Source organism: Natronincola ferrireducens (assembly GCF_900100845.1).
Lineage (GTDB): Bacteria > Bacillota > Clostridia > Peptostreptococcales > Natronincolaceae > Natronincola_B > Natronincola_B ferrireducens.
This window is the reverse complement of the sequence record NZ_FNFP01000024.1, coordinates 1-1,180: the sequence shown is the minus strand read 5'-3', so window position 1 is coordinate 1,180 and position 1,180 is coordinate 1. Positions and strand designations below refer to the sequence as shown.

Annotated in this window: 1 rRNA gene; it reads left to right on the top strand. The window is 52.7% G+C overall.

Going from position 1 to position 1,180, the window contains the following annotated elements:
• Nucleotides 1-1,170: ribosomal RNA gene (locus tag BLS22_RS14795) — 23S ribosomal RNA — on the top strand; the annotation flags it as partial.
• Between the last annotated feature and the right edge of the window lie 10 nt (nt 1,171-1,180).

The following is a 1,180-nucleotide window of genomic DNA, read 5'->3' as shown; positions in this document are numbered from 1 at the left end:
GCTCCGTAAGCAACCATTGGTCGCAGAGAACAGGCCCAAGCGACTGTTTAGCAAAAACATAGGTCTCTGCCAAGTCGAAAGACGACGTATAGGGGCTGACGCCTGCCCGGTGCTGGAAGGTTAAGGGGAAGTGTTAGGGCAACCGAAGCACAGAACTTAAGCCCCAGTAAACGGCGGCCGTAACTATAACGGTCCTAAGGTAGCGAAATTCCTTGTCGGGTAAGTTCCGACCCGCACGAAAGGCGTAACGATTTGGGCGCTGTCTCAACAATGGACCCGGTGAAATTGTAATACCAGTGAAGATGCTGGTTACCTGCGACAGGACGGAAAGACCCCGTGGAGCTTTACTGCAGCTTGACATTGGATTTTGGTACTACATGTACAGGATAGGTGGGAGACTTAGAATCTAGAACGCCAGTTTTGGAGGAGTCGCTGTTGGGATACCACTCTTGTAGTACTGAAGTTCTAACCATGGACCATTAGCTGGTCTTGGGACACTGTCAGGCGGGCAGTTTGACTGGGGCGGTCGCCTCCTAAAAAGTAACGGAGGCGCTCAAAGGTTCCCTCAGCACGGTCGGAAATCGTGCAAAGAGTGCAAAGGCATAAGGGAGCTTGATTGCGAGACCAACAAGTCGAGCAAGGACGAAAGTCGGACTTAGTGATCCGGTGGTACCGAGTGGAAGGGCCATCGCTCAACGGATAAAAGCTACCCCGGGGATAACAGGCTTATCTCCCCCAAGAGTCCACATCGACGGGGAGGTTTGGCACCTCGATGTCGGCTCATCACATCCTGGGGCTGAAGTAGGTCCCAAGGGTTGGGCTGTTCGCCCATTAAAGTGGTACGCGAGCTGGGTTCAGAACGTCGTGAGACAGTTCGGTCCCTATCCGTCGCAGGCGTAGGAAATTTGAGAGGAGCTGTCCTTAGTACGAGAGGACCGGGATGGACGTACCGCTGGTGTACCAGTTGTCTTGCCAAAGGCATCGCTGGGTAGCTAAGTACGGCAGGGATAAGTGCTGAAGGCATCTAAGCACGAAGCCCCCCTCAAGATGAGATTTCCCATTCCATTAAGGAAGTAAGACCCCAGGAAGACTACCTGGTAGATAGGTCGGAGGTGTAAGTGCAGCAATGTACTAAGCTGACCGATACTAATAGGTCGAGGGCTTGACCTAACAATTGCAA